Consider the following 24,841-nt stretch of genomic DNA (forward strand, 5'->3'; position numbering starts at 1 on the left):
GCGCGGATCCGCGTCACCAGCTGGAATCCGTGACCCCACGGCCGCGCGCGTCGTCCGGACCGCCCGGCGCCGCGTCGGCCGCCCGCTCCGGCGCCTTCGGTGGCGCCGTCGAGACCGGCTCCGGCCCCGGCGGATCGGCCGCGAAGTCCGGCATGCCCTCGATCAGGTCGGTGATCTTGGGCAGCCGGGCGCGCTGGTCGTCGAAGGGCCGCATCAGCGCCTGCCCCTTGCGCGCCACCTCGGCGGCGGCCTGCTGCGCCGCCTCGGTGAACGCCCTGGCCAGCTCGGCGTGCTCCAGGTCTTCGGCGTTGGGCCCCAGCTTGGTCTCGATCACGACGCCGTCGGCGTTGACCGTCACCGTGACGCGTTTGCGCACCGTCACGCTCGCGGTCAGCGCGGCGCGCTCCCGCTGGATGCGCGCCATGGTGCGGAACTGCTGACCGACCTGTTCGATGACCGAGTTCAGCTCGGCGCGGGTGTACTCGTTGGGCATGGCCGGTCCGAATCAGCGGAAGCCGTGCGTCTGATCCATCTGTTCCAGGTACTCGGCGCTCTGCACCATGCCCGCGGAGAAGTTGCCGAAGGACGTCGCCGCGTTCCGGCCGCTCTGCACCGAGTTGTCGCGCATCGCCGCGTAGCCGTTGCCCGCGTCGCCGTTCAGGAACTGCAGCCCCATCCGGTCGTTGCCCCAGGGCGCGCCACGCGCGATCATCGCCCCGTTGAGCGTGTCGAGGACGCCGTTGATGCGGTCCCGCAGTGCGCCGGTCGCGGCGGCCGCCGCGCGGAGCTTCGCCGGATCCGCTTCGAGCCTGTCGGCCATGTCGTCGCTCCTCCACTCGCCGCCGCGCGCCACCCGGCGCCCGGCGTGGAACCTGCCCGAAAAGCCTGACAGCCGAGAGCGACCCGCTCGTGGACGCATCGTGAACTCGGGGTTAATCGCCGACCGGGTGCCGCGGGCGACCGCCCGTGCCGATCCGCCACCGGGCGGGAGACGCAGGTACGCCGAGTGTGGCAGACTCTGCACATTCGTCCGCTCCCCGGAGAACGGGGGGTGAGCATGCAGGGGCGCCGTCGGCGCGAGGAGGTTTCGCTGTGCCAGCGCGGGTTTCGACACCACCATGGATCTGAGCGCCCTGGAGCAGCGGGTGGCCGCCGACCGGCGGGCCGCCGTCGACCGCAATGCCGAGGCGGAGCTGCCGCTGGCCACCTCGCTGTGTGATTTCGCCAGGGCACTGATCGCCACCCGCACCGACGGCAGCCCGCGCGACCGCACCGCCGAGGCGCTGGAGCCGTCGCAGCAGGCGGTCGAGATCCGGCTGCACTGGTTCACCGCGGGCATGGTCTCCGCGCGGCTCGCCGGGGAGATCCAGGACGCGCTGCGCATCTTCGACCAGGCCGCCCGCGCGGTCGGGCACCGCGAGCTCGCGACCAGCACCATCCGGCGGGCCTGCGAGGCCTACCGCCGGGTGGCGCACAGCCACCCGCACAGCGCGGCCATGTGCGCGGACGCGCTCGGCAAGTGCGGGGTGTGGCTGCTCCGGCTCGATCCGGCGACGGCGGTCGCGGCCACCGAGGACGCCACCCGCATCAGGGCCGGGCTCTTCGCCGCCGACCCCGGGCAGGCGGCCAAGTACCTCGCCTCGCTGAACACCCTGCTGCGCACGCTGACCATCGGCAGGCAGCGCAAGCAGGCGCTCTCCACCTACCGCGAGCGCTACGCCGCCTGGACCAGCCAGGAGATGACGCAGCAGCTGCGCGAGATCAAGATCGAGGACCTCGACCTCACCGGCAAGACGCTGGCCGCGCTCGGCAAGCTCGACTGCCGCAACCTGCAGGGTGCAGGCAGGCTCACCCAGCAGCAGATCCTGTACCAGAGCGCCGGTGATCTCGCGACGATCGAGGAGATCAACTGGAAGCTCGCCCTGGTCGGGCTGAAACCGCTGGCCGCGGGGGCGCTTCCGGACCCGCCGTCCCGCCCGGTCGAGATCGCCACCAGCTTCGGCGCGCTGAGCGTGCGCTGCTCCGCGCCGGACGCGGTGCAGCAGGTCAGGGCCGCGGTGCTGGCGGCGTACCAGGCGGACGGGGCGCGCCCGGTGCAGAGCTCCAACTACCTCGGCGTGCACGAGAAGCACTGGTCGGTGCCGTCGCCCGAGCTCAACGCGGGCGAGCGGCTCGGCGACGACGTGGTGCTGATCGAGCGCGGCTCCGGCAGCTGGGTCGCGGTGAAGAGCCTGGCCTGGGAGGTCGCACCGACCGGGCGGCACCCGCTGGCGCTGCGGCTGGCGGAGCGCTGGCCGGTCGTCAGCGTGACCGCCACCGAGCAGATGTCCTACGAGCTGTGCTGGTACGAGGACGGCGGGCCCACCCAGTACGCCGCGCTCGGCCGCCCTGCGGGCGCCGTCGACCTGACAACGCCGCTGGCGCCGCTGGATTTCGCGGTACTCGCCGACTACGGCGCCGACTACGCCTCGGAGACGCAGGTGCGCGCCGCGTTCGGCAATACCGCCATGTTCGCCAAGCTCACCGCGATGCCGAGCAGCGGCATCCGGCAGGCCGCCGAGACGAGGGCGCTCGCCGAGTACGGCGAGGATGTGCTGTACTTCCGCTCCGCGTGACACCATCACCGGCATGCGAGTGCTGGTACAGCGGGTGAGCGCGGCCGCCGTCACGGTGGACGGCGAGACGGTCGGCCGGATCGACCCCGACCCGCAAGGGCTGGTCGCCCTGGTCGGCGTCGCGCACGGCGACTCCGGCGCCGACGCGGAGGCCATGGCCGCCAAGCTCTGGCGGCTGCGGATCCTGGCCGGCGAGCGCTCCGCCGCCGACGTCGGCGCCCCGATCCTGGTGGTCAGCCAGTTCACGCTGTACGCCGACACCGCGAAGGGCAGGCGCCCCTCGTGGGCCGCCGCGGCACCGGGCCCGGTGGCCGAGCCGCTGGTCGAGGCGTTCGCGGCGGCGCTGCGCGGGCTCGGCGCCACCGTCGCGACCGGCCGCTTCGGCGCGCACATGCGGGTCGAGCTGGTCAACGACGGCCCGGTCACGCTGCTGCTGGAGAGCTGATCAGCCCGCTTCCCAGTGCGAGTCGGCGCGGTCGCGCATCCGCTCCACCGCGGCGTCGACCAGCGCGACCAGCCTGCGGGTGCCGATCCCCATCGCCGTCGGCGCCCGATCCAGCACGATGACGTAGCGGCCGTCGCCGGGCAGATCCCGCCAGAGCATGGCCTGCTCCAGGATGCCGCGCGGCCCGAACGCCGAGTACCCCTGGTGCACCGTGATGGCGCCGGTGAGCTCGGCGGGGAGGGCGAAGAACGTGGCGCTGCGGTCCGCCGGGCTCTCCCGGTTCGGCATCGTCACCCGCGAGTCCGGGACCGACCGGAAGCGCTCGTGGTCGTCGACCCGGTCGGTGAGGATCGGGATCGCGCCCAGCCTCCCGGCACCCCGCTCGGGCAGCACCCGCACCACGGCCTCGGCGATCCCGAACGGCCCGCACTCCTCGATGGTGAAACCGCCGCTGTGCCAGACCGTCTCACCCGGAAGCTGCCGCAGCAGGTAGCCGTGGGTCGCCGAGCGCACCGCCCGCGCCCGCACCCGCTTGGCGGGGTTGCGCGTGTCGTGGTCGCACCAGCCGTGCACCACCACGTACGCCTCGGGCCGGTGCATCGCCTCGAAGACATCGCGGAGGCCGTCGTCGGCCAGGTGCCGCAGCCGCTCCCAGGCCAGCAGCTTCTCGCGCTCGTAGGCGCTGAGCCCGCGGGTGCGGCTGACGTAGCTGAACGGCTTCGGCAGGTCGCCGCCGTTGATCCGCTCCCACAGCACCGCGAACTCGAGATCGGTGAGATCCCAGCGCCGGTTCACGAATTCGCCCCCGGCCCCGCCGCCGCGGGCAGACCAAGGGTGAAGGCGACATCGTCGGCGTCGTCCCCGCGCTCCCCCGCGACCGGAGCGCCGGGCAGCGCCTCGTCCCGTTCGGCGGCCACCGCGGGCCGCGGCAGCGCGGCGGTTCCGCCCTCCTCGTCGGTCCCGGCGGCGAAGGAGAGCGCGAACGGCTTGTCCGCGATCTCGCCCGGCACGCCCGCACCCCACTGGGAAGCGGCGAACGGCGTCCCCGGCAGCGCGCGGGCGGCGATCCCCCCGGCCTGCTCGCCCTTGTCGGGATGCGGCAGGTCGAGCAGGTCGTAGAGGTCGCGCGCGGCGAGGAGCTCGGCCACGCTCTTGCCCGCGATGACCTCCGCGACGTCCCGGCCGCCGAGCACCTCCGTCAGGTCCCGGCCCGCCAGCAGGTCGGTGAGCGCCGAGCCGTCGAAGAGCCTGCCGAGCAGCGTCCGCACCTCGGGCGGCAGCCCCGCGGCGAGCTCCTCCAGCGCGGGGAGCCCGTGCTGCGCGACCAGCTCCTCCAGCGTGGGGAGCCCGTGCCGCGCGACCAGTTCCTCCAGCGTGGGGAGGCCGTTCTGCGCGAACTGCGCGAGCAGCGGGGCCAGCGCGGGCACGCCCTGCGCGAGCGCGCTCAGCAGCGGCGTCAGCAGCCCCATGATCGCTTGCATGCCCTGCGAGCCTGCGCCCTGTCCACCGCCGCCCTGTCCACCGCCGCCCTGTCCACCGCCGCCCTGTCCACCGCCGCCCTGTCCACCCGCGCCCTGAGCGATCCCGCCGGGGGCGGAGCCGAGACCGCCTGCGCCGGGCTGCCCGCCCGCCCCGGCCTGGCCGAGGTTCGCGAGATTGCCCAGCGCCCCCGGCAAGCCGCCCGTCCCGGCACCGCCGGGTTGCCCGCCCTGGCCCTGCCCCTGGCCGGAACCGGCCCCCGCCGCCTGCCCGGCGGCGGCCTGCGCCTCCTCGGCGTACTGCTGGCTCGCCGCGAGCAGTTCGTCCGCGTTCCCGCTCTGCTGCGGCTTCCCGCCGGTCAGGTTCGACGCGTCCGGGCCGCCACCCGACCCCGAGCCCCCACCGGAACCACCGCCGGTCCCTCCACCGTTTCCGCCGCCGTTCCCCCCGCCATTACCGCCGCCGTTCCCTCCACCGTTGCCGCCGCCCCGGTTGTTCCCGCCGTTCCCGCCGTCGTTCGGCGCCGTGACCGGCTGCGGAGGCGGCGGCAGCGTCGCGGGCATCTCCGGGAACGCACGGCAGGTGGCGTCCAGCCCGGCGTTGTAGACCTCGTTGAAACGCCGCTGGTACTCCTGCAGATCGCACTCCGCGGCATAGGTGTCGCTCGGCATCTCCCGCTTCGTCGCCTGCAGCCACTGGGACGTGTAGACGAGGTTCGTGGCGACGAGATTCGCGGTCCGCCCGAGCGTGCGCATCGAGGCGCTGTAGCCGCGCACGGTCTGGACGGCGTTCGCGGCGCCGTACCCCTCCCACGAGCCGTCGACGAGCCTGGCGATGTTCCGCTCGAAGTCCGAGGCCTCGAGTTCGAGCTTCTCGAACGCGTACTGCCACCCCTCGGCGGCATTCGCGGCCCGCTCCGGCGTGATGTCGTTGTGCAGCGAGACCAGTTCCTCCGGCGAGAGCGAGGTGTGGTTCTCCCGGTAGTCCCGGTACCCCTCCATGGTCATGGTGCCGGTCGCGTGGAACTGGCTCGGCACCTGCGGGCGGTCCTTCTCCCGGTCGTAGGCGGTGGACGGGGTGAACTGCTCCGGGCGGAAGTCGCCGCGCCCGGCCGCGGCCGGATCCGAGCTGACCGCGTTCAGCGCCTCGAGGTGCTCCCGCGAGTTCGCGTCGGTCCTCGCGTAGGTGTTGCCCGCGGCGATGAAGGTCTCGGTCAGATCCTGGAGCAGCGTGATGTGCTCGTCCAGCTTGCCGGTGAAATCGCCCGCCTTGTCACTGAACCACCGCGGCAGCAGGACGCCGCTCGACAGCGGCTCCGGCGCGAACCGGCCGATTCCGCTGTAGGTCGACTCCGTCAGCAGCGCTTTCAGCGCGCGCAGCTGCTCGATCGCGTCCTCGCAGGCCAGTGCGCAGTAGACGGCCGTCAAGGTCTCGATCTTGACGTGCCCCTGCCCGGCCTGCCGCCGATGCTCGGAAAACGGGCTGGTGTACCCCATGGACGCTCCTTGCGGTGCTCGCGAGCCGCAGGCGACACTCCCCGTGACCCGCCCGCCGACACGGCGAGTGTAGGCCAGTCCGGTGAACGCCGAGCGCCCCCGCTATTCGGGGCGCAGCGTCAGAATCCGGGGCCCGTCCTCGGTCACCGCGACGGTGTGCTCCCAGTGCGCGGCGCGGCTGCCGTCGCTGGTGACCACGGTCCAGTCGTCGCCGAGCACCGTGGTCTCGGTGGTGCCGAGGGTGAGCATGGGTTCGATGGCCAGCACCGAGCCGACCACCAGCCGCGGGCCGCGGCCCGGCTCGCCCTCGTTCGGCAGGAACGGGTCGAGGTGCATCTCGCGGCCGATGCCGTGCCCGCCGTAGCCGTCGACGATGCCGTACTCGCGCCCGTGCGCGACCTCGGCGGCGCGGGTGCCGAGCTCGATGGCGTGCGAGATGTCGGTGAGGCGGTTGTCCGGCAGCATGGCCGCGATCCCGGCCTCCATGGAGAGCCGGGTGGCCTCGCTCAGCAGCTCGTCGGCCGCGCTGACGGCGCCGACGCCGAAGGTCCAGGCGGAGTCGCCGTGCCAGCCGTCCAGGATGGCGCCGCAGTCGATGGAGACCAGGTCGCCATCGGCCAGCACGTCGTCGGCGGTCGGGATGCCGTGCACGACGCGGTCGTTGACCGAGGAGCAGATGGAGCCGGGGAAGCCGTGGTAGCCCTTGAACGAGGGCACCGCGCCCGCGTCCCGGATGACCTGCTCGGCGATGGCGTCCAGCTCCAGGGTGGAGACGCCGGACTTGGCGGCCTCGCGCACCGCGACCAGCGCCCGCCCGACGACGGCACCGGCCGCGGCCATGGCGTCCAGCTCACCCGCCGTCCGGAACGGGACGACCTTCTTGCTCTTGCGGCCGAAGACCATCAGTGGCCGAGGGCGCGCAGGGCGCGGGCGTTCACGTCGTCCACCTCGCCGACGCCGTCCACGGTCACCACGAGGCCGTCGTAGTGCTGCAGCAGCGGCTCGGTCTCCTCGCGGTACACCCGGAGCCGATTGCGGATGACGTCCTCGTTGTCGTCGCTGCGGCCGCGGGCCAGCATGCGCTCGACGACGGTGTCCTCGGAGACGACGAAGCAGAGCACGGCGTCCAGCCTGGTGTCCAGCTCGCGCAGGATCTTCTCCAGCGCGTCGGCCTGGTCGACGGTGCGCGGGTAGCCGTCGAGCACGAAGCCGCCGGTGGCGTCCGGCTCGGCGACCCTGGCCTCGACCATGCGGTTCGTCACGTCGCTGGGCACCAGGTCGCCCGCGTCCATGTACTTCTGCGCCTCGCGGCCCAGCGGGGTCTGCTGGCTGATGTTGGCGCGGAACAGATCCCCGGTCGAGATGTGCGGAACGCCCAGCTTCTCGGACAGCAGGACGGCCTGAGTGCCCTTGCCGGCACCCGGCGGACCGAGCAGTACAACTCTCACTTCAGGAACCCTTCGTAATTGCGATTCATCAGCTGGCTCTCGATCTGCTTCACCGTGTCGAGACCGACGCTCACCATGATCAGCACCGCGGTACCGCCGAACGGAAGGTTCTGCATGGCGCTACCACCGGAATTGCCGATTTCCAGGAAGAGGTTGGGCAGCACGGCGACCAGGCCGAGATAGATCGAGCCGGGGAGGGTGATCCGGCTCAGGACGAACTGGAGGTAATCGGCGGTCGGCTTGCCCGGGCGGTACCCGGGGATGAAACCGCCGAATTTCTTCATCTCGTCGGCGCGTTCCTCCGGGTTGAAGGTGATGGCCACATAGAAGTAGGTGAAGAAGACGATCAGCCCGAAGTAGATCCCGATGTACACCGGATTGCTCGGGTTCACCAGGTACTTCTGGATGATCTCCTGCCACCAGCTCGGCTCGGTCGCGTTGGTCGAACCCGTGAGCTGAGCGATGAGGTTGGGGAGGTAGAGCAGCGACGAGGCGAAGATCACCGGGATCACGCCCGCCTGGTTGACCTTGAGCGGCAGGTAGGTCGAGGAGCCGCCGTACATCTTGCGGCCGACGACCCGCTTCGCGTACTGCACCGGGATCCGGCGCTGCCCCTGCTCGACGAAGATCACCGCAATGATGATGAGCAGCGCGGCCACGCAGACCAGGGTGAAGACGATGCCGCCGCGGCTGTCCAGGATGCCCTTGCCCTCGGACGGGATGCGGGCGGCGATGCCCGCGAAGATCAGCAGCGACATGCCGTTGCCGACGCCGCGCTCGGTGATCTGCTCACCGAACCACATCACCAGCGCGGCACCCGCCGTCATCACGACGACGATGGTGACCATGCCGAAGATGCCGGTATCGGCCAGGATGTCCTGCTGGCAGCCCTGCAGCAGCTGACCGCGCGCCGCCAGCGCGACCAGGCCGGTGGCCTGCAGCACGGCGAGCGCGATCGACAGGTACCGGGTGTACTGGGTCAGCTTGGTCTGCCCGGACTGACCCTCCTTGCGCAACTCCTCGAAACGCGGAATCACGACCTGGAGCAGCTGGATGATGATGCTCGCCGTGATGTACGGCATGATGCCGATCGCGAACACCGACAGCTGCAGCAGCGCGCCGCCGGAGAACAGGTTGATCAGCTGGTAGATGCCCGCGTTGTCACCGCCGGAGACCAGGTCGATACATTCCTGCACCGCCCGGTAGTCGACGCCGGGAGACGGCAGTGCGGCGCCGACCCGGTACAGCGCGACCAGCCCCAGCGTGAAGAGAATCTTCCGCCGCAAGTCCGGAGTCCGGAAGGCCGATACGAAGGCGGAAAGCACAGATCCTCCTGGCGAACGACACGGTTGTGCCATGGATGTTCCAGCGGTGTCCTACAGCGGAGACGCCGAGCCCCATGACGGCTTTGGCAGACAACTACTGAACTCTAACAGTGGCACCGGACGAGCCATTCACTCGTCCGGTGCCACCGGGTGCAGAGCGATCGTCAGCCGAGCTCGGTGACCGAGCCTCCGGCCGCGGTGATCTTCTCCTTGGCGGAGCCGGTCACCTTGTCCGCGGTCACCTGGACCGCGACCGAGATCTCGCCGTCGCCGAGGACCTTGACCAGCTGCTTCTTGCGGACCGCGCCCGCCGCCACCAGCTCGTCCTTGCCAATCGCGCCGCCCTCGGGGAAGAGTTCGGCGATCCGGCCCACGTTCACGACCTGGTACTCGGTGCGGAACGGGTTGGTGAAGCCCTTGAGCTTCGGCAGCCGCATGTGGATCGGCATCTGGCCGCCCTCGAACGCCGCGGGGACGTTCTTGCGCGCCTTGGTGCCCTTGGTGCCGCGACCGGCGGTCTTGCCCTTCGAGCCCTCACCGCGACCCACGCGGGTCTTGGCGGTCTTCTCACCCGGCGCGGGGCGCAGGTGATGCAGTTTGATGGTCATCGCGAGCCCTCCTGGACTTCCTCGACCGTGACGAGGTGGCGCACGACGTTGATCAGACCGCGGTTCTCCGGGCTGTCCGGCCGGACGACCGACTTACGGATGCCGCGCAGGCCGAGGGTGCGCAGGCTGTCGCGCTGGTTCTTCTTCGACCCGATCGACGACTTGATCTGGGTCACCTTGAGATCGGCCATTTACCTGGCACCTCCCGTCGCTTGGGCGCGCGCACGCAGCATGCCCGCCGGTGCGACGTCCTCCAGCGGCAGGCCACGACGGGCCGCGACCTCTTCGGGACGCTGCAGCTGCTTGAGGGCCTCGACCGTCGCGTGCACGACGTTGATGGCGTTGTCGCTGCCGAGCGACTTCGCCAGGATGTCGTGGATGCCCGCGCACTCCAGCACGGCGCGCGCGGCGCCACCGGCGATCACACCGGTACCGGGGGAGGCCGGGCGCAGCATGACCACACCGGCCGCCGCCTCGCCCTGCACCGGGTGCACGATGGTCGAGCCGATCATCGGGACGCGGAAGAAGCCCTTGCGCGCCTCCTCGACACCCTTCTGGATGGCCGCGGGAACTTCCTTGGCCTTGCCGTAGCCGACGCCGACCAGGCCGTTGCCGTCGCCGACGATCACCAGCGCGGTGAAGCTGAAGCGCCGGCCGCCCTTGACCACCTTGGAGACGCGGTTGATGGCGACGACCCGCTCGAGCTGGTTCTTCTCGGCGGCATTGTCCCTGCGGTCGCCGCCGCGGCGGTCGTTGCCGCCGCCCCTGCGGTTGTCGCGGCCGCCCTCGGGGCCACCCGTGCTGTTCTGTCCGGCGGGTCCGTTTCCGCCGTCACGCCGCTGACGTCCCGGCATCAGACGTTCCTTCCGTTCGCGATCATCATCATCAGAATTTCAACCCGCCTTCACGAGCGGCGTCCGCCAGCGCGGCGATCCGGCCGTGGTAGTCGTGGCCACCGCGGTCGAAGACCACGGCCTCCACGCCTGCGGCCTTCGCGCGCTCCGCGATCAGCTGGCCGACCTTCACGCCCTTGGCGGTCTTGTCGCCGTCCAGGCCGCGCACGTCCGCCTCGATGGTCGAGGCCGAGGCGATGGTCTTGCCGATCGAGTCGTCCACCAGCTGCACGTGCAGGTGCCGCGCGGAGCGGTGCACGATGAGGCGCGGACGCTCCGTGGTGCCCGCGAGCTTCTTGCGCAGCCGGAAGTGGCGGCGGGTCTTGGAGAGCCTGCGCCGGGTCGAAACGTCCTTGCCGAGCGGAATCCGCTTGGCCTGCTTCCGCTCCTGGCTTGCCGTTGTCTTAGCCATGATCACTTACCCGTCTTTCCGACCTTGCGGCGCACGACCTCGCCTGCGTAGCGGATGCCCTTGCCCTTGTACGGGTCGGGCTTGCGCAGACCGTGGATGACCGCCGAAATCTGGCCGACCTTCTGCTTGTCGATTCCGGACACCGAGAACCTGGTGGGCGTCTCCACCGCGAAGGTGATCCCCTCCGGGGCCTCCACCGGCACCGGGTGGCTGTAGCCGAGGGCGAACTCGAGGTTCGAGCCCTTCGCCGCCACGCGGTAGCCGACGCCGAAGATCTCCATCTTCTTCTCGTACCCCTGGGTCACGCCGACGATCATGTTCGAGATCAGCGTGCGGGTGAGGCCGTGCAGCGAGCGGTTGCGCCGCTCGTCGTCCGGGCGGGCGACCTCGAGCTGGCCGTCCTCGCCGCGGGACACGGTGATGGGCTCGGCGACGGTGTGCGACAGGGTGCCCTTCGGCCCCTTCACCGAGACCTGCTGGCCGTCGATGCTGATCTCGACACCGGCCGGGATTGCGATGGGCTTCTTGCCGATACGCGACATGTCTCTGCCTCCCTTACCAGACGTAGGCGAGGACTTCGCCGCCCACGCGCTGCTGTGCCGCTTGCCGGTCCGTCAGCAGGCCGGAGGACGTGGAGATGATCGCCACGCCGAGGCCGCCCAGGACCTTGGGCAGGTTGGTGGATTTCGCGTACACGCGCAGACCGGGCTTGGACACCCGGCGCACCCCGGCGAGGCTGCGCTCGCGGCTGGGCCCGTACTTGAGGTCGACGATCAGGGTCTTGCCCACCGTCGCATCCTCGGTGCGGTAGTCGGAGATGTAGCCTTCGCGCTTGAGGATCTCGGCGATGTTCGCCTTGAGCTTCGAGTGCGGAGCCTTCACCTGATCGTGGTACGCCGAGTTGGCGTTGCGCAGACGGGTCAGAAAGTCTGCGATCGGATCGGTCATGGTCATGGTTAGACCTCGACACCTTTCTCGCCGCGGTTCCCATGCAACGCCCGCTCACGCGGACCGTGGGCCTACGACAATTCGGCTGGTCCGGTCGGCACTTGCCGACCGGGTGAGTTCTCGCCGCCGGGAGCGCATGCGGAAGACATGGCTGTGCCCAGGCAACCGCTCTAGTGTAAAGGTGCGTTTTCCCAGGACAAAATCGGGTCGGCCGCGCCCTAGGATCCATTCACGGCGCTGGCACCCGTCGTACAGCCCGATCTGGCCGTACCGGTCACATCCCCCGCTGCTCGGTGATCTCCAGGCAGAGCGCATCGATCATGGCCTCCCGCACGTGCGGGAGCGTGATCACGTGCGCCCGCTCCCTCTCGGTGGCGAGGTGGTAGCGGCGACAGATCGCCTCGGCGGGGCGGTCGAAGACGACCGTGACCGAGGCCGGGAGCCGCAGGGGGTTCGTGCCCGCGGCGGCGAGGGCGCGCTCGGCGTAGGCGGCGGTGGCGAGCGAGGTGCGCGCGTCCGCCTCTAGCCCGGCGATTCCCTTTCCGGCGAGCGCGTACCAGAGCAGCACGGCGGCCAGCCCGGAGCGGGAGCAGCCGAGGGTGGCGTCGGTGGCGCCGACGTAGTCGCCCTCGACGGCGGTGAGCACCAGGTCGGCGCGGCACAGGGCGAGCGCGCAGACGACGGGGGTGCCGAGCGCCTTGTGCATGCTGATCGCGATGCTGCCGACCTCGGGGCGGGCGAAACCCCAGGTGGGGCCGTACTCGGTGAACGGGATGATGAGCCCGCCGAGCGCCGCGTCCAGGTGCACGTAGACCTCGCCCGCGGCACCGGCCGCGGCGATGATCGCGTCCACGTCGTCGATCGCACCGGTCATGGTGGTGGAGAGGGTGGCGACCACGATGGCGCCCCGCCCGGCGTCCCCGCGGCAGGCCGCGGCGAGCGCGGCCGGGTCCATCCGACCGGTCGGGTCGGCGTCGACGACGACCAGTTCGCGGCGCATGAGCCGGGCGGCCTTGCGGATCGAGTAGTGCGCGGCGCCGCTGCAGTAGATCTTCGCCGCGGGCAGGGCGGTGCAGCCGCGGTCGAGGCCGAACAGGTTGGCTTCGCTACCGGAGGCGGCGATGTAGCCGTAGGTCTGCTCCGGCACCCCGTTGGCGAGCCGGGCGACGGCGTCCACCACCGCGCACTCCATCGGCTTGGCGCTGATCCCGGCCTTGTCCGCGCTGCGCGGGTCGCCGAGGTTGTTGACGAAGATGTCGAGGACCCCGGCGAGCTCGCTGAAGCGGAAGTCCATATTGGTGGGGAAGCCGAGGAAGCGCGGTTTCTTGTCGAGCATGCTCGCGATGAAGACCTCGGTGAGCCGCTCGATCTCTCCGGAGCCGCGTGGCAGCGAGCCGATCGCGTAGTCGTCGAAAGTTGTTGCAGCGGTGCGGGAAAGAGTGTTCACAGCTCTCCGGTGCGTGCGTCGGACGGACCGCGGCAACGCTAGTGACAGCCACTGTCACCCCAGTGAATGCTTCGTGAACAAACCACCGATATGCCCGATTTCACACCGAGTCCTGCAGAAAACGCGACAGGGACCCGAGCCGCGGCTCGGGTCCCTGTCGGCGGAGCGGGATCAGCTCACCAGGAGCTCTTGTGCACGCCGGGCAGCTCGCCCTTGTGCGCCATGTCGCGCAGGCACACGCGGCACAGCCCGAACTTGCGGTAGACCGCGTGCGGGCGGCCGCACCGCTGGCAGCGGGTGTACGCGCGCACCGCGAACTTCGGCTTCGCGTTGGCCTTGTTGACCAGAGCTTTCTTCGCCATGTGCTCAGTTCTCCTTGAACGGGAAGCCGAGGTGCTTGAGCAGGGCACGGCCTTCGTCGTTGTTGGTCGCCGTGGTCACGACGGTGATGTCCATACCGCGCGGGCGGTCGATGCGGTCCACGTCGATCTCGTGGAACATGGACTGCTCGCTGAGGCCGAAGGTGTAGTTGCCGTTGCCGTCGAACTGCTTCGGCGACAGGCCGCGGAAGTCGCGGATACGGGGCAGCGCGATGGAGACCAGGCGGTCCAGGAACTCCCACATGCGGTCGCCGCGCAGCGTCACCTTGGCGCCGATGGGCATGCCCTCGCGCAGCTTGAACTGCGCGATCGACTTGGTGGCCTTGCGGATGATCGGCTTCTGGCCGGTGATCAGGGCCAGGTCGTCGACGGCGCCGTTGATCAGCTTTGCGTCCCGGGCGGCGTCGCCGACACCCATGTTGACGACGACCTTCACCACGCCGGGGATCTGCATCACATTGGCGTAGTTGAACTCGCTGTTCAGCGCGTCCTTGATCTCCTCGCGGTAGCGGAGCTTCAGGCGCGGCTGGATCTTCTCGGTGGTGGTCATGCTCAGATGTCCTTCCCGTTGCGACGGGAGATGCGGACGCGCTTGCCGGTCTCGTCATCGGTGCGGTAGCCGATGCGGGTCGGCTTGCCGTCGGAGTCCACGACCATCACGTTCGAGACGTGGATGGTGGCTTCCTGCGTGACGATGCCGCCGGAGGAGGCGCCGCGCTGGTTGGCGGAGTTCGCGACGTGCTTCTTGATCCGGTTCACGCCCTCGACGAGGACCCGGTTCTGCTGCGGGAAGGCCTGGATGACCTTGCCCTTCGCGCCCTTGTCCTTACCCGAGATCACGAGCACGGTGTCGCCCTTGTGCACCTTCATGGTCAGAGCACCTCCGGGGCCAGCGAGACGATCTTCATGAAGCGCTTCTCGCGCAGCTCGCGGCCGACGGGGCCGAAGATGCGGGTACCGCGCGGGTCGTTGTCCGCCTTGATGATGACGGCCGCGTTCTCGTCGAAGCGGATGTAGGAACCGTCCGGACGGCGGCGCTCCTTGGTGGTGCGCACGACGACGGCCTTGACCACCTCACCCCGCTTGACGTTGCCGCCGGGGATGGCGTCCTTGACGGTGGCGACGATGATGTCGCCGATACCGGCATAGCGGCGCGACGAGCCACCGAGCACGCGGATGCAGAGGATTTCCTTCGCACCGGTGTTGTCGGCGACGCGCAGCCGCGACTCCTGCTGAATCACTTCAGCAACCTTTCGTTGACCTGGACATGAAGCACGCCGGATTTCCGACCCGACGGGCATGGTCGGCTGCCCTCCGGCGCGCGCCTGCCAGTGGTTTCTCCGGGACTCCGGAGCCGCCGCTGGGGGTTCACTGCCGAATTGCGGGGGCACGGCCTCCGCAGGCAACCGGTCTAGTGTATGGGAACACCCGGACCGGCCGAAATCGGGGGGTCGCGCGCGCGAACTCCGCGCCCGTCGTCGCCGCCGGGCGATACCGGTAGCCTCGGCGCCAGTGAGTATGCGCCGGTCGGGCGCGGAACGACGGGATGCGGCCCGCACCGCATCGGATAGGGGAATCCTGGTGACTGCATCCGGCCGGTTGGACCGGCGCGCATTCCTGGCCGCGCTCGGCCTCGTGCCCGCGGCCGTCTACCTGGCGTCCTGCGCGAACGATACCGAGCCGGTGCGGCTGACCGGCGTCGACATGGGCGGCGCGGACGAGGCGATCCGCCCGCAGGACGACCTGTACCGGCACGTCAACGGTCGCTGGCTGCGCGAATTCCAGCTGCCGCCGGACAAGGCGCAGGTCGGCGCGATCACCGAGGCGACCGAGCGCACCGAGCTGCAGCTGCGCGAGCTCATCGAGGCCATCTCGGACCCGGAGCCGGGCTCGGAGGCGCAGCAGATCCGCGACCTCTACGACGCCAGGCTGGACCTGGCCGAGATCGAGCGGCTGGGGATGACCCCGCTGGCCGGGATGTTCGCGCAGATCGACGGGGCGCCGGGCAAGCCGGAGCTGGCGAAGGTGATGGCCACGCTGCCGATCGGCGGGCTGATCGGGCTCGGCATCGGCATCGACCGGAAGAATTCCACCCAGTACATCCCGAGCATCGGGCAGTCCGGGCTCGGCCTGGACGAGCAGTACTACGACAAGCCGGAGTTCGCCGAGGACCTGGCCGGCTACCAGCTCTACCTGGAGAAGGCCGCCGCGGGCGCCGGGCTGCCCGACCCGGCCGGGCTGGCGCAGCGCCAGGTCGACCTGGAGAAGCGGATCGCCGCCGCGCACTGGGACCGCATCCGGCTGCGCGACACCGACGCCACCTACAACCTCATGACCTGGGCCGAGCTGACCGCGCTCGCGCCGCAGTTCGACTGGGAGCCGTGGCTGGCCGGGAACACCGACCGGCCGAAGTCGCTCTTCGAGAAGGTCGTGGTCGGGCAGCCCTCGTTCGTGACCGCGGCCGGTGCGCTCTGGGCCGAGGTGGACATCGCGATCTGGCGCGAGTACCTCAAGATGAGCGTCATCCAGGCCTACGCCCGCTTCCTGCCCGCCGCCATCGCCGACGCCCGCTTCGACTTCTTCGGCAAGCAGCTCAGCGGGTTGGAGCAGAAGCCGGAGATGTGGAAGTCGGCGGTCGGCGTCGTCGACTCCAACCTCGGCGAGCAGCTCGGCAAGCTGTACGTGGCGAAGCACTTCCCGGCCGAGGCCAAGGAGCGCGCGCTGGTCATGGTCGACGACCTGATGGCGGCCTACCGGGAGAACTTCACGAACTCGTCCTGGATGTCGGAGCCGACCAGGCGGGAGGCGCTGGCCAAGCTGGACAAGATCGACACCAAGATCGGCTACCCGGACAAGTGGGTCGACTACTCGGGGCTGACGATCACCCGGGGCAAGCTCATCGAGTCGCTGCTCGCGGTGAACACCTTCGAGGTGAAGCGGGCCTTCGACCGGCTCGGCACGCCGGTGGACAAGAGCGAGTGGGCGATGTCGCCGCAGACGGTGAACGCCTACTACTCGGCCACCACCAACCAGATCGCCTTCCCCGCCGCCTACCTGCAGCCGCCGTTCTTCGACAAGGACGCGGCGGACGCGGTGAACTACGGCGCGGTCGGCTCCACCATCGGCCACGAGATCGGCCACGGCTTCGACGACCAGGGCTCCAAGTACGACGGCGACGGCAACCTGCGCGACTGGTGGACCCCGGAGGACCTGGCCGCCTTCGAGGCCAAGACCGCGCAGCTGGTCGCGCAGTACGACGTGCTGGTCCCGGAGGGGCTGGCGCCGGAGCAGCACGTGAACGGCGAGCTCACCGTCGGCGAGAACCTGGCCGATGTGCGCGGGCTGCAGATCGCCTTCGCCGCCTACCGCCTGGCCGCCGAGCGCGCCGGGCAGCAGCCGGACTACCGCACCATGTTCTTCTCCTGGGCGCGCAACTGGCGGGAGAAGCTCACCGAGGCGGCGGCGGTCCGGTCGCTGCAGGGGAACCACTCCCCCGGCGAGTTCCGCTGCAACCAGGTGGTGCGCAATGTCGCGGAGTACTACCAGACCTTCGAGGTGCGGGACGGCGACAAGCAGTTCCTGCCGGAGGACCAGCGGGTCAGCCTGCTCTGAGCTCGGCAGTGGAGCAGACCGCGGCGCGTGCGGACGAGGTCACCGGGCACCCCGCCCGGAATGGAGGGAGGCGCGGGTGCGGATCGCGGTGCTGGCGGCGGCCGTGCTGCTGCTGGCCGGGTGCCAGCTGCCGGAGCGGAGCGCCGATCGGGCGGTGACGGTGCCGCACGCCCAGGGCGAGACCGTGGTCGAGCGGACACCGGCGCGGGTGGTGGCGCTGGGCGCGCAGTGGACGGACGCGACGATCGCCATGGGCGTGACGCCGGTCGGCCTGCTCGCCGATCCCGCGGGAACGGCACCGCCGTGGCGGCCGACCACCGGCTCGACCACCGCCGTCGACCCGGCGAAACCGCTGGGCTACCAGGTCAAGGAGCTGCGGCCGGAGCTGATCCTGCTGGAGGGCCCGGCCGCCGCGCCGAGCACCTACCTGGAGCTGACCGCGATCGCGCCGACCATCCCCGCGCTGACCGCGGGGCCGGTCGGGGACTGGCGCGACCAGGTGCGCGCACTCGGCGCGGTGCTGCGCGAGCCGGACGCGGCGGCGGAGGTCATCGCGGCGGTGGACCGCGGGATCGAGCGGGCATCCGCACCCGGCCGCACCGTCGCGGTGGCCTGGCTCGCCGGACCCGGCCAGCTCATCGCGGTGACCGACCCGGCCGCACCCGCCTTGGCGCTCTTCACCCGCCTCGGCATGCGGCTCCCCGACACCCTCGCGGGGCTCCCCGCCGACCAGGGCCGGGCGGTCCTCCCGGTGGACCGGCTCGCCGAGCTGGACGCCGACCTCCTCGTCCTCGCCCACTCCCCCCGCGCCGGCCTCGACGCCACGGCGCTGCCGGGTTACGGCGAACTCGGCGCCGCGCGGAACGACACCGCGGTGCTGCTCGACCCGGTCGAGCTGGCCGGGCTGGAGTACCCGACGGCGCTCTCCGTCCCCTTCCTGCTGCAGCGCCTGGAACCGGCGCTGCGGCGGGCCGCGGGCTGAGCCGCTACTTGTTCAGCGCCTCGAAGGTGGGCGCCAGCTTGTCCAGCACGTACGGGGTGCTCAGCGGAGTCGGTGTGTTGACCGCGGTGATCGTCAGCATGTCGACGAAGGCGATCCCGCCGGCCTGCACCGACGGCAGCTCCGAGTAGCCGGGCAGCTGCTTGAAACTCTCCTGGAAGGCGGGCAGCGCGCCGCACAGCAGCATGTCGGAGGTCAGGTCGCCGAGCCGCTCCGGGGAGAGCGCGAGCCTGCCGCCCGCGGGCGCCTCGTCGACGATCTGCTGCGGAATGGACATCCCCAGCTGCTGGAACAGCGCCGAGGAGCCGTCCTCGGGGTCGGCCAGCACCATGAGCTGGGCAGGCCCGGAGAGCAGGCAGGTGAGGAAGGTCTTGCCGTTCAGGTTGGGGTACTTCGCCTTGGTCGCGTCGATCTTCGCGTCGACGCCGTCGATGATGCCCTGCGCGTCGCCCTCCCGGCCGAGGACCTTGCCGAGCGCGGTCACCTGGTCGGTCCAGTTGTCGATCTGCCGGTCCGCGGTGACCGCGCCGATGGTCGGGGCCAGCTTGGAAAGCTTGTCGTACATGGCCTTGTCGACCAGGTAGGTCGGCACCAGGATGAGGTCCGGCTCCAGCCCGGCGATCTGCTCGGCCAGGTCGCCGCCCGCGGTCAGCTTGGTCGACTGCTGCAGCGACTCCGGCTCCCACGGCACCGTGGCACCGGTGGTGGCGGCGATGGTGTCGGCGTAGCCGACCGGGGTGATGCCGAAGGCCTGGGTGGAGTCGAGCCACTGGTTGCCCAGCGCGACGATGCGCTCCGGGGTGCCCTCGACCGCGGTGTCGCCGTAGCTGTGCGTAATGGTCACCGCGCCGTCGCCGCCGCCGGACTCATCGGAGCTACCGCAGGCGACCGCGCCGAGCGCCACCCCGAGCGCGAGCAGGGCGAGGCCGAGCCTGGCGGCGGGGCCGCGGCTCCTCGTTGTCGACGACATCAGTCAGCTCCTCGAGATCGTTCGTGCGTTCTGCAAAGGTTAGGCTAAGCGAATCTGAGCCAGCCGTCGACGGTCCAGTGCGCGGTATCGCCGGTGCGGTAGCGCCGCTCCCCCGGCTCGAACGGGTCGTCCTCCACACCCGCCCCCACGCCGAGCGCGGCACCGCCCACGTAGACCGTCCCCGGCACGCCGGGCGCGCACGGCTGCCCCTGCGGATCCAGCACGTACACCCTGGCGCCGGGGATCGGGCGCACCCGCCCGCTGCCGTCCACCGGCCCGCGCGCCACCGCGCCCGCCGTCACCGCGGGCACGTAGCCGACGGTGCCCGCCGCGCGGCAGGGGAACTCGGCCGGGGTGTCGAAGGCGAGCCGCGCGCACTCGGAGTCGCGCGGGCCGCCCTCGCCCCACAGGTCCCAGCGGCGGACCTCGGCCCAACGGTTCGGGCCGTCCCGCAGCGCGCCGTGCGGGCCGAGCACCGCACCCGCCGCGGCGACCACGTGCGTGACCCGCTCGGCATCGAGGAAGGCCGCCGCGCGGCGGGGTTCGGCGACCACGACGGTGGCGCCGTCCATCAGCCCGGCCAGCACCTCCACCAGCACCGCCACCGTCGGCGCGGGCGCGACCACCAGCCGCACGTCGACCGCGCCGCGGGCCCGGTCGGTGCTGCCCGGCGCGCAGTCGGTGACCACGGCGCGGCGGTCGGCCACCGCGGCGGCGACCGCAGCGGGCGGCACCACGATCCGGCCGGTGCCGGTGCAGCCGGTCGCCAGGGTGATCGGGGTGTCGGCCTGCGCGGCGGCGTCGAAGGCCACCAGCAGCCGGACGATGTCGGCGGCCGTCGTCCCGGTGCCGGGGACCGCGTCGGTCAGCTCGTCGATACGGTGGAAGAGCGTCTGATAGTCCAGGGTCTCGGCGCCGCAGCGCAGCGCCGGACGCTGCCCGGGGAACATGCGCCCCCGCCACAGCAACCCCGTCGCGGGCGGGCCGAACGGCTGCTCGACCCCGGTCGACCACTCGCGCAGCACCCGCTCGCGCTCCGCGCCGTCGCCGACGCCGAGCAGGCTCAGCGGCCGGTCGGGGGTGTCGACGAAGGCGGTGAGCAGCCGCAGCGCCCTGCGGGCGAAGAGCTCGGCCGACGCGGGCCGGAAGAGGTCCGCGCGCACCGTGATCGCCGCGTCGAAGCCGCCGTCCTGCGCGCAGTGGAAGGCGATACCGATATCGCGCGGCGCCGGGTCGGCGGGGAGCGGAAGCACCGCGGTGGCGATCTCCGCGCCGAAGCGGGCGTCGGCGGACCAGTCCTGCTCGCGGAAGTCGAGGGTGGCGGCGAAGGTCTCGGCCGCGCCCGGCACGCACTCCAGCGGGACGTCCTGGTTGCCGTAGGCGGCGAGCGCGGTAGCCCTGGAGCGGTGCAGCACCGTGCGCGGGGTGGGGTCGCCGGTCAGGTCGGTGCGCAGCACCAGGGTGTTCGCCACCGGGCCGACCAGGTCGGCGAGCGCAGGGTCGGTGCGCCCGGCGATGCCGGCGCCGAGCGCGATATCGGTGCCCGCGCCGTGCTGGTGCAGCAGGATCGCGGCCGCGGCCTGGTACAGCATGAACTCCGAGGCGCCCGCGGCCTCGGCGAGCGCGCGCAGCCGTCCGCGCAGCACCGGCTCCACGGTGAATCGCGCTATGTGCGTACTGGTTTCGCCCTGGGCCGACCCCGGCTCGCGGCGCGGCAGGTCGGTGGCGATGTGGGCCGCAGCGGGCAACCCTGCCAGCGCGGTGCGCCAGTACTCCGCCTGCGCCTGCAACTGGCCCGCGGCGGCGCGCTGCCAGAGCGCGTAGTCGGTGAAGCTCAGCTCGGGCAGCGGGCGGTGCGCGGTGTCGCCGCGCAGCCTGGCGCGGTAGGCGGGGGCAAGGTCGCGCAGCACCGGGCGGAACGACCAGTGGTCGGCCACCAGTTGGTGCGCGGCCAGCACCAGCACGTGCGTCTCGGCGTCGGTGGTCAGCAGCACCGGCCTGATGCCCGGCCCGGCCATCGGATCCGGGACCGCAGCGGCGGCCTCGGCCACCGCAGTGTTCAGCGCGGCAGCCGAGCCCATCGTGCGCACCGGGATCTCGATCTCCTCGGCCGGAATCCGTTGCGGCACCGGCATTCCCCGCGCGCCCGGCGTGAACCGGGTGCGCAGGATCTCGTGCCTGGCAAGCGTGTCCCGGACCGCTCCGACCAGCGCCGCCCGGTCCAGCGGGCCGTCGAAGCGAACCGCGAAGGACACCCCGGAGAGCTGCTCCCCGCGTGATCCGCCTCCCGACACGAGCTCGGCCGGTGTCGCGCTCGCTCTACAGCCGGCTCGCGCCGAACCCAGCGGCTCGGCAGCACGGCGCGCCGCGCCGTCGTCCGCGGGCCCGCTCTCGGCCACCTCGACGAGCGGCAGCTCGGCCGGCTCAGCGAGCGGCAGCTCGCCAGGCTCAGCGAGCGGCAGTTCCGCCTGCTCGACAGGGTCGACGAGCGGCAACTCCGCCCGCCCGGCCGGGAAGGCCGCGCGCCAGCGCGCCTCCTGCGCGAGGGAGAGCGGCGCCCGCTCCGGCCTGTGCACCTGCCTGGCCGGCGCGGGCAGCGACGACGTGGTCACCGGCGCCGCCTCGATGGCGGCGGCCAACCCGGCCACCGTCGGCGTGTCGAACGGCGCCCGCACATCGACCACGACCCCGAACTCCGCCCGGATCAGCGCCACCAGCCGCCCGGCCAGCAGCGAGTGCCCGCCCAGCTCGAAGAAGGAATCGTCGGCCCCGACCCGCTCCGCGCCGAAGATCTCGGCGAAGAGCGCCGCCAACCGGATCTCGGTGCCGGTCGCCGGCTCCCGGGAGACCGGCGAGCTCGCCGCCGCGGGCGCGGGCAGCGCGGCCCGGTCCAGCTTGCCGTGCTCGGTGAGCGGAATCCGCTCCAGCACGGTGAAACTGGCGGGCAGCATGTACTCCGGCAGGCTCGCGGCCGCCGTGGCCCGCACCTGCTCCGGGTCGAGCACCAGCCCGTTGCCCGCGGGCACCAGGTAGGCGGCGAGCGCGGTCCCGCGCGCCGGGTCGTGCACCGCGACGACGGCACAGTGCCCCACCGCCGGGTGCGCCGCGATCGCGGCCTGCACCTCGCCCAGCTCGATCCGGTGCCCGCGCACCTTCACCTGGTCGTCGGCGCGCCCGACGAACTCGATCTCCCCGCGCGGGTTCCGCCGGGCCAGGTCGCCGGTGCGGTAGAGCCGCCCGCCCGCCAGGAACGGGTCGGCGACGAAGCGCTCGGCCGCGAGCCCGGCCCGGTTCAGGTAGCCGCGCGCCAGCTGCGCCCCGCCCAGGTAGATCTCGCCGAGCACCCCCGCGGGCACCGGCTGCAACCGGTGGTCGAGCAGGTGCACGTGCACGTTCCGGTTCGGCACCCCGATCGGCACGATGCCCGCCCCCTGCGGCCCCGCCACCACCTGGTGCGTGGCGCAGACCACCGCCTCGGTGGGGCCGTAGTGGTTGCGCAGCTCCGCGTCGAAGACCGCGGCGAACCGGTCCGCGACCTCGCCGAGCAGCGCCTCCCCGCCCACCGGCACCCGGCGCAGCGCGCGCCAGTCGCTGACCTCGGGGAGCAGCAGCAGCGTGCTCAGCGTCGAGGGGACCATGTGCAGCACGGTGACCCGGCAGCGCGCGATGACCTCGGCGGTGTAGGCGAGGTCGCGCAGCGCGTCCGGCTCCGGCACCACCAGGCAGGCGCCGACCGTGAAGGTCACGAAGATGTCCAGCAGCGAGGCGTCGAAGCCGATCGAGGAAGACTGCAGCAGCCGGTCGTCGGCGGTCATCCCCCACTCCGCGCAGAAGCCGTCCAGGTGCTCCGCGATCGCCGCGTGCGCCACCGGGACCCCCTTGGGCTGCCCGGTGGAGCCCGAGGTGTAGATGACGTAGGCCAGGTTCGCCGGGCGCAGCGGGCGCACCCGGTCGGCATCGGTGAGCGGCGCGGCGGGCAGCGCGGCGGCGGCCCGCTCGGCCGCGGCCAGCGACTCCCGGTCCAGGACCAGCCGGGGCGCGGCGTCGGCCAGTACATAGTCGATCCTGGCCTGCGGGTACGCGGGGTCGATGGGCAGGTAGGCGGCGCCCGCCTTGAGCACCGCGAGCACCGCGACCACGTACTCCACCGAGGTCGCCAGCCGCAGCGCGACCAGGTCGTCGGCGCCCGCCCCGCGCGCGACCAGCTCGCGGGCCAGGCGGTTCGCCCTGCGGTCGAGTTCGGCGTAGGCGATGGTGCGGTCGTGGTCGCGGCCGGGCACCAGCAGCGCGGGGGCCGCGGGCGCCTGCCGCACCCGGTGCTCGAAGAGCGCGACCAGCGTGCTCGGCGGCGTCGGGACCAGCTCGCCGTGCGACTGCGCGCGCAGCCGCTCGCGCTCCTCCGGACCGAGCAGGTCCAGCTCGCCCACCGGCCGCTCCGGGGCGGTCACCGCGTCGGCGAGCAGCCGGAGGTAGTGCGTGAGCAGCTGCGCGATCAGCCCGTCGTCGAAGCGGCCGTCCCGGTACTCCGCCTGCACCCGCGCGTCCGCGCCGTCCCGGATCACGTCGATCCGCAGCGGCACCGCCGCGGTGCGGTTGCCCAGCTCCAGCGGGACGGCGTTCGCCGCGCCCAGCGCGAAACCGGGGTCGGCGGAGCGCACGCCGAACGCGATGCGCACCAGGCGGTCCAGCCCGTCCGCCGCGCCCGCGCGCCGCGGGTTCAGCACCCGCACCACGTGATCGATCCCGACGTGGGCGTGCGCGAACGCCGCACTCGCCGCGGCGCTGAAACCGGCCGCCAGCTCGGCGAAGGGCGCGGCGGAGTCCACCGTGGCGCGCAGCAGGACGGTATTGCCGAAGTAGCCGAGCAGGTCGGTGGGGCCGCGGCCGCTCACCGGCACCGCGACCAGCAGGTCGGTGGCGGCGGTGTAGCGGTGCAGCAGTGCGGCGAAGGCGGCGCCGAGTACGCCGAAGGCCGGGTCGGGGTGGCCGGTCTCGGTGTCCGGCACCCGGTTGAGCAGCCCGGCGGGGAGCCTGCGGGTGACCCGCCGGACTCGGCGGGCCGGGCCGTTGACCGGCTTGGCGGGCAGTTCGGCGGGGTCGGGCAGCGGAGTCAGCGTCGCCCGCCAGAACTCGAGGTCCGCCTCGCTCGGCTCGTCCGCGGTCACACCCGGGAGCCTCGGCACCCGGTCGAGGCCCGCGAGATCCGGAGCATCGCCCGCGGCCTGCTCCCCGCCGACGGCGCTGTAGGCGGCGCCGAGCGCGGCGCCGAAGACGCCCGCCGACTCCTCGTCCCACGCGATCGTGTGCGCCACCAGGGCCAGCACGTATTCCGTCTCGCCGGTCCGAATCAGCGTGACCCGCAGCGGTGCTTCGCCGCTCAGGTCGAACGGCCGCCCGAGCTCCCGCCCGACCAGCACCTCGACCCGGCGCGCCCGGCTCGCCTCCGGCAGCTCGGCGACATCGTGCACCTGCCAACTCGGCGCGATATCCGCCCGCACCTCGTCGAACGGCTGCCCCTCCGCATCGAAACCGTAGGTGGTGCGCAGAATCTCGTGCTCCGCCGCGACCAGGGCCAACGCGGCCCGCAACCGCTCCGGGTCGAGCGGCCCGTCCACCCGGTACCCCACCGCGACATTCAGCGCGGTGTCCTCCGGGTCCCTGGTCTGCAGGAAGAGCGCCCGCCGCCGCCCGTCGGCCAGCGGCCTGCGCGGCCCGCCTGCCACGGCGGGGACGGCGAGATCGGCGAGGATCGACACGGCGGAG

The 24,841-nt window shown here is 72.0% G+C and carries 24 protein-coding genes; 4 read left to right on the plus strand and 20 right to left on the minus strand.

The features are described 5' to 3' along the window. Window positions 1–13 precede the first annotated feature (13 nt). Both ACFUUZ_RS03965 and ACFUUZ_RS03970 read right to left on the minus strand, forming a co-directional pair. On the minus strand, window positions 14–493 hold the full coding sequence (locus ACFUUZ_RS03965) for a YbaB/EbfC family nucleoid-associated protein (RefSeq protein WP_378692303.1): 480 nt from the start codon (window positions 491–493) through the stop codon (window positions 14–16). 12 nt (window positions 494–505) lie between these two features. Then, window positions 506–820, minus strand: a complete 315-nt coding sequence (locus ACFUUZ_RS03970; protein WP_378692305.1) for a hypothetical protein — start codon at window positions 818–820, stop codon at window positions 506–508. A 298-nt stretch (window positions 821–1,118) separates the two neighbouring features. On the opposite strand from ACFUUZ_RS03970, the gene ACFUUZ_RS03975 reads away from it, so the two are divergent. Both ACFUUZ_RS03975 and dtd read left to right on the plus strand, forming a co-directional pair. Further along, window positions 1,119–2,615 carry a hypothetical protein gene (locus tag ACFUUZ_RS03975; RefSeq protein WP_378692307.1) on the plus strand — a complete coding sequence of 499 codons (1,497 nt, stop codon included), beginning with the start codon at window positions 1,119–1,121 and terminating at the stop codon, window positions 2,613–2,615. Window positions 2,616–2,628: 13 nt separating this feature from the next. Beyond that, entirely contained in the window at window positions 2,629–3,060 is a 432-nt protein-coding gene (gene dtd, locus ACFUUZ_RS03980) for a D-aminoacyl-tRNA deacylase (RefSeq protein ID WP_378692308.1), read from the plus strand. Here dtd and ACFUUZ_RS03985 read toward each other — a convergent pair whose 3' ends face one another. The 16 genes from ACFUUZ_RS03985 to rplN form a co-directional block, all read right to left on the minus strand. Then, entirely contained in the window at window positions 3,061–3,855 is a 795-nt protein-coding gene (locus ACFUUZ_RS03985; protein WP_378692310.1) for an ESX secretion-associated protein EspG, read from the minus strand. Beyond that, entirely contained in the window at window positions 3,852–6,035 is a 2,184-nt protein-coding gene (locus ACFUUZ_RS03990) for a hypothetical protein (RefSeq protein ID WP_378692312.1), read from the minus strand. Before ACFUUZ_RS03990 ends, ACFUUZ_RS03985 begins: the two co-directional genes overlap by 4 nt. A gap of 102 nt (window positions 6,036–6,137) precedes the next feature. Then, complete coding sequence (gene map / locus ACFUUZ_RS03995; RefSeq protein ID WP_378692314.1) at window positions 6,138–6,938, minus strand: type I methionyl aminopeptidase; 801 nt, start codon at window positions 6,936–6,938, stop codon at window positions 6,138–6,140. Then, window positions 6,938–7,483, minus strand: a complete 546-nt coding sequence (locus ACFUUZ_RS04000) for an adenylate kinase (RefSeq protein WP_378692316.1) — start codon at window positions 7,481–7,483, stop codon at window positions 6,938–6,940. The genes map and ACFUUZ_RS04000 overlap by 1 nt, the downstream gene beginning before the upstream one ends. Further along, complete coding sequence (gene secY / locus ACFUUZ_RS04005; protein WP_378692318.1) at window positions 7,480–8,808, minus strand: preprotein translocase subunit SecY; 1,329 nt, start codon at window positions 8,806–8,808, stop codon at window positions 7,480–7,482. The genes ACFUUZ_RS04000 and secY overlap by 4 nt, the downstream gene beginning before the upstream one ends. A gap of 164 nt (window positions 8,809–8,972) precedes the next feature. Further along, window positions 8,973–9,416, minus strand: coding sequence for a 50S ribosomal protein L15 (gene rplO / locus ACFUUZ_RS04010; RefSeq protein WP_378692320.1), 444 nt, complete (start codon window positions 9,414–9,416; stop codon window positions 8,973–8,975). Then, window positions 9,413–9,607, minus strand: coding sequence for a 50S ribosomal protein L30 (rpmD, locus tag ACFUUZ_RS04015; protein WP_378692322.1), 195 nt, complete (start codon window positions 9,605–9,607; stop codon window positions 9,413–9,415). Before rpmD ends, rplO begins: the two co-directional genes overlap by 4 nt. Further along, window positions 9,608–10,270 (minus strand): 30S ribosomal protein S5, encoded by a 663-nt coding sequence (rpsE, locus tag ACFUUZ_RS04020; protein WP_378692324.1) that lies wholly within the window; start codon window positions 10,268–10,270, stop codon window positions 9,608–9,610. 31 nt (window positions 10,271–10,301) lie between these two features. Next, entirely contained in the window at window positions 10,302–10,721 is a 420-nt protein-coding gene (rplR, locus tag ACFUUZ_RS04025; protein ID WP_378692326.1) for a 50S ribosomal protein L18, read from the minus strand. A 2-nt stretch (window positions 10,722–10,723) separates the two neighbouring features. Then, window positions 10,724–11,263, minus strand: coding sequence for a 50S ribosomal protein L6 (gene rplF, locus ACFUUZ_RS04030; RefSeq protein WP_378692328.1), 540 nt, complete (start codon window positions 11,261–11,263; stop codon window positions 10,724–10,726). A gap of 13 nt (window positions 11,264–11,276) precedes the next feature. Then, a complete protein-coding gene (rpsH, locus tag ACFUUZ_RS04035) occupies window positions 11,277–11,675 on the minus strand; it encodes a 30S ribosomal protein S8 (protein ID WP_067646818.1) in 399 nt (132 codons plus the stop codon). 268 nt (window positions 11,676–11,943) lie between these two features. Further along, complete coding sequence (locus ACFUUZ_RS04040; RefSeq protein ID WP_378692331.1) at window positions 11,944–13,116, minus strand: aminotransferase class I/II-fold pyridoxal phosphate-dependent enzyme; 1,173 nt, start codon at window positions 13,114–13,116, stop codon at window positions 11,944–11,946. Window positions 13,117–13,292: 176 nt separating this feature from the next. Then, complete coding sequence (locus ACFUUZ_RS04045) at window positions 13,293–13,478, minus strand: type Z 30S ribosomal protein S14 (protein ID WP_067646866.1); 186 nt, start codon at window positions 13,476–13,478, stop codon at window positions 13,293–13,295. Window positions 13,479–13,482: 4 nt separating this feature from the next. Then, window positions 13,483–14,046: a 50S ribosomal protein L5 gene (rplE, locus tag ACFUUZ_RS04050; RefSeq protein ID WP_378692333.1), complete on the minus strand. Its 564-nt coding sequence runs from the start codon at window positions 14,044–14,046 to the stop codon at window positions 13,483–13,485. A gap of 2 nt (window positions 14,047–14,048) precedes the next feature. Then, complete coding sequence (gene rplX, locus ACFUUZ_RS04055) at window positions 14,049–14,366, minus strand: 50S ribosomal protein L24 (protein WP_357018795.1); 318 nt, start codon at window positions 14,364–14,366, stop codon at window positions 14,049–14,051. Window positions 14,367–14,368: 2 nt separating this feature from the next. Beyond that, complete coding sequence (gene rplN / locus ACFUUZ_RS04060; protein WP_067646869.1) at window positions 14,369–14,737, minus strand: 50S ribosomal protein L14; 369 nt, start codon at window positions 14,735–14,737, stop codon at window positions 14,369–14,371. A 340-nt stretch (window positions 14,738–15,077) separates the two neighbouring features. On the opposite strand from rplN, the gene ACFUUZ_RS04065 reads away from it, so the two are divergent. Further along, window positions 15,078–17,108 carry a M13 family metallopeptidase gene (locus ACFUUZ_RS04065; RefSeq protein ID WP_378692336.1) on the plus strand — a complete coding sequence of 677 codons (2,031 nt, stop codon included), beginning with the start codon at window positions 15,078–15,080 and terminating at the stop codon, window positions 17,106–17,108. 76 nt (window positions 17,109–17,184) lie between these two features. Next, window positions 17,185–18,090 (plus strand): ABC transporter substrate-binding protein, encoded by a 906-nt coding sequence (locus tag ACFUUZ_RS04070; protein WP_378692339.1) that lies wholly within the window; start codon window positions 17,185–17,187, stop codon window positions 18,088–18,090. A 4-nt stretch (window positions 18,091–18,094) separates the two neighbouring features. Here ACFUUZ_RS04070 and ACFUUZ_RS04075 read toward each other — a convergent pair whose 3' ends face one another. Both ACFUUZ_RS04075 and ACFUUZ_RS04080 read right to left on the minus strand, forming a co-directional pair. Beyond that, on the minus strand, window positions 18,095–19,078 hold the full coding sequence (locus tag ACFUUZ_RS04075; protein WP_378692341.1) for an ABC transporter substrate-binding protein: 984 nt from the start codon (window positions 19,076–19,078) through the stop codon (window positions 18,095–18,097). Between the two features lie 44 nt (window positions 19,079–19,122). After that, window positions 19,123–24,834, minus strand: a complete 5,712-nt coding sequence (locus tag ACFUUZ_RS04080) for an amino acid adenylation domain-containing protein (RefSeq protein WP_378692342.1) — start codon at window positions 24,832–24,834, stop codon at window positions 19,123–19,125. Window positions 24,835–24,841: the final 7 nt, after the last annotated feature.

The sequence above is a fragment of the Nocardia sp. NPDC057353 genome (assembly GCF_042667085.1).
In the GTDB taxonomy this organism is placed as follows: domain Bacteria; phylum Actinomycetota; class Actinomycetes; order Mycobacteriales; family Mycobacteriaceae; genus Nocardia.